This is a genomic window from Streptomyces sp. SPB074 (assembly GCF_000154905.1).
In the GTDB taxonomy this organism is placed as follows: domain Bacteria; phylum Actinomycetota; class Actinomycetes; order Streptomycetales; family Streptomycetaceae; genus Streptomyces.
Window position 1 is genome coordinate 6,345,678 of sequence record NZ_GG770539.1, and the last position, 2,661, is coordinate 6,348,338.

Annotated in this window: 3 protein-coding genes; 1 reads left to right on the forward strand and 2 read right to left on the reverse strand. The window is 74.9% G+C overall.

Annotated features, from left to right (window positions below):
• On the reverse strand, window positions 1-823 hold an 823-nt coding region (locus tag SSBG_RS27080; RefSeq protein ID WP_008749243.1), incomplete at its 3' end, for an RNA polymerase sigma factor.
• Window positions 824-1,009: 186 nt separating this feature from the next.
• Entirely contained in the window at window positions 1,010-1,390 is a 381-nt protein-coding gene (locus SSBG_RS27085) for a Rid family hydrolase (protein WP_050776938.1), read from the reverse strand.
• Window positions 1,391-1,878: 488 nt separating this feature from the next.
• Between SSBG_RS27085 and SSBG_RS27090 the strand changes: the two genes are divergently transcribed.
• Complete coding sequence (locus SSBG_RS27090) at window positions 1,879-2,625, forward strand: GntR family transcriptional regulator (protein ID WP_008749245.1); 747 nt, start codon at window positions 1,879-1,881, stop codon at window positions 2,623-2,625.
• The last annotated feature ends 36 nt before the right edge of the window (window positions 2,626-2,661 follow it).

A 2,661-nucleotide genomic window follows, 5' to 3' on the forward strand; every position in this document is an offset into this window, starting at 1 on the left:
CGAGGCGGGCGGCGCCCTCCGCCCCGTACCCGAGCAGGTGCGGCGCGTGCGCGGCGGGCGGTACCAGCAGCGGCAGGCCGGCCAGGAGCCGGTCCATGGGCAGCAGCCGCCCCCCGTCGCCGCACCGCGCGCAGCCGCGCACGTGCCGCGCGACGCGCTTGCGCCACAGAGGCGAGGGCGTCCCGTCCCAGCCGCCGAGGAGCCCGTCGAGTTCCCCGCACGCGCCGCGCAGCGCGAGAGCGTGCACGACGGTGCGGGCCGTCTCCATCTGCTCCTTCATCCGCTGCACCCGCACCGCCGCGTGGCGGCGCGAGACGCCGAGCGCCTCGGCGAGTTCGGCGCGCTCCAGCTCGCCGGTCTCCTCCAGCCACCACAGCGCGAGCAGCGCGCGGTCGTCGCCGTCGAGCCAGCGGGTCGCCTCGGCGATCTCCCTGCGCTGGTCGGTGAGACCGAGACGCAGCACCGTCAGGCCGACGAAATCGGCGGCGGGGTCGGGCACTTCGGCGGCGCTCTCCCAGTCGGCGCGGTGCTGCCCGGCCGCGCGCAGGGCCCGCTCACGGTCACGGATGCGCCGCACGGCGATCGCCATGAGCCAGGAGCGGTAGGCGTTCTCGTCCCTGAGCTGGGGCAGCGCGCGGACGACGCGCAGAAGCGTCTCCTGCACGACGTCGTCCACGTCGCTGTGCCCGTTGAGCGCGCGGCCCACGACGTTGTAGACGAGGGGCAGGCTCTCGGCGAGCAACTGGTCGAGTGCCGCCGGGTCCCCGGCCCGCGCGGCACGCACCGTCCCGGCCCCGGGCCCGTTGTGACCGGTCTCCCGCATCTGGCTGCTCCTTCACGCGCTGTACCCAAGCCTGTGCGGCGCTCCGACCGTGCCGCCCTGACTGGGAGACGGAGCGCCGGCCACCGGGACAACGGAAAAATCCCGGGAGAAGGAAAATCCACCACTCCGCCGGGAAAAGCCAGCGGACGGACGTGCCGGAACCGCCCGCCACCCGTCGCCGCCGCGTCACTCCTCCCGGCCGACGAGCGCCGTCACGCGAATCTCGACGCGCATCCCCGGCGCCCCCAGGGCCGCGACGCCGAGCTGGGTCCAGATGGGGGCCCGCTCGCCCATGCGGGCGCGGAACTGCTCGACCATGACGCGGTTGTGCCCGGCGCCGATCGAGTCCGGGGCGGTGGGGACGTGGTACGAGTCCACGGCGATGACGTCGCTCCAGGCGGCGCCCGCCTCGGCGAGGGTGCGGGTGACGTTCTCGAAGGCGCGGACGATCTCCTCCTCCAGCGTCTCGGGGAAGGCGAGGGCGTCGTCCCAGCCGCCCTGGCCGGAGATCTCGACGCGGTTCCCGACCCGCACGGCCTGGCTGTACCGCAGGTCGCGCGGGAGCAGCGGGCCGTAGCCGGGGGTGGGGCGGCGATTGACGTCCGCGACGGCCTTGCCCGGCGCCTCCTCGAAGGGCGCGTCCGGGCGGTAACCCACCGTCGGGCCGGGAGGTCCGCGGGCGGGGCGCTCACCATCGCGCCGTAGCGGGCGCTCGCCATGCCGCCCTCCACCGCGACGTGCAGGCCGTGCGCGGACGCGTGCCGGGCGGTCTCTCGGACGGGCGAACTCCCGCTCTCCTGTGGTGCGGAAACCCCCGGAACGAGTGATTCGCGAACACCTGATGAACCCTTTGCCCGGAGCTGACCACTCCGTGGCCGTGCCCCCGATGATTGGTCTTGACCAAGGGTGGGAGCGGGCCTACTCTCGCCAGAGTCGGATAGTGCAACAACCTTTAATAAAGAAGCCCGCGTAAAGCTCCCCCGGCACCGGCCCGGCGGGAGGCGGCACCAGGCACGGCACGCGGCACGAGGCACACGACGAAGGCGGAGGACAGGGTGGGGATCAGGCTGCAAACGGTGCCGGAGCCCAAGTACCGGCATCTCAAGACGGTCATCGGCGAAGCGCTCGACCACGAGTTCAGGGTCGGCGAGGTGCTGCCCAACGAGCGTGAACTCGCCGCCCGTTTCGGCGTGGCCCGCGCGACGCTGCGCCAAGCGCTCGAACAGCTGGAGCTGGAGGGCCGCCTCCAGCGGCGCCGCGGCGTCGGCACCACCGTCGCCCCGCCGCGCGTCGGCGTCGAGGTCGGCAGCGAGAACTGGCCGGGCGCCCCGTGCGATCCCTGGCAGGCGCGCGACGCCCACCGCGCCCTGCCGCCCACCGCCGTCGCCGAACTGCTCGGCACCGGCGACGAGCCCGTGCACGTCCTCACCCGCGTCCGCCTGGACGAGGCCCTGCCCGTCGCGACGGAACTCCTCTACGTCCCCGCCGCCTCCGTGCCCGGGCTCAGCGCCATCGACGCCGCCGGAGGCGCCGCGCGCGCCCGCGCCGTGCTGCGCGAGCTGGGGCACCTGGGCCCGGAGGGCGAGGACCGCGCCGTGGAACTCGGCTCGGCCGGGGCCGAGGACGCCCGCCGTCTCGACCGGCTGCCCGGCTCCCCCGTCCTCCTCGTCACGACCCGGTTCTTCGCCGAGGGCGCCACCGCCGCCGTCTCCGTCGCCACCTACCGCGCGGACACCTGCCGGCTCACCTTCGGCGCCGACGGCGCGGGCGTCGAGATCGCCCCGGCCTGCCAGGCGTCCTGAGCGGACCCGGCGGGAACCACCACCGGCCGCACGAGG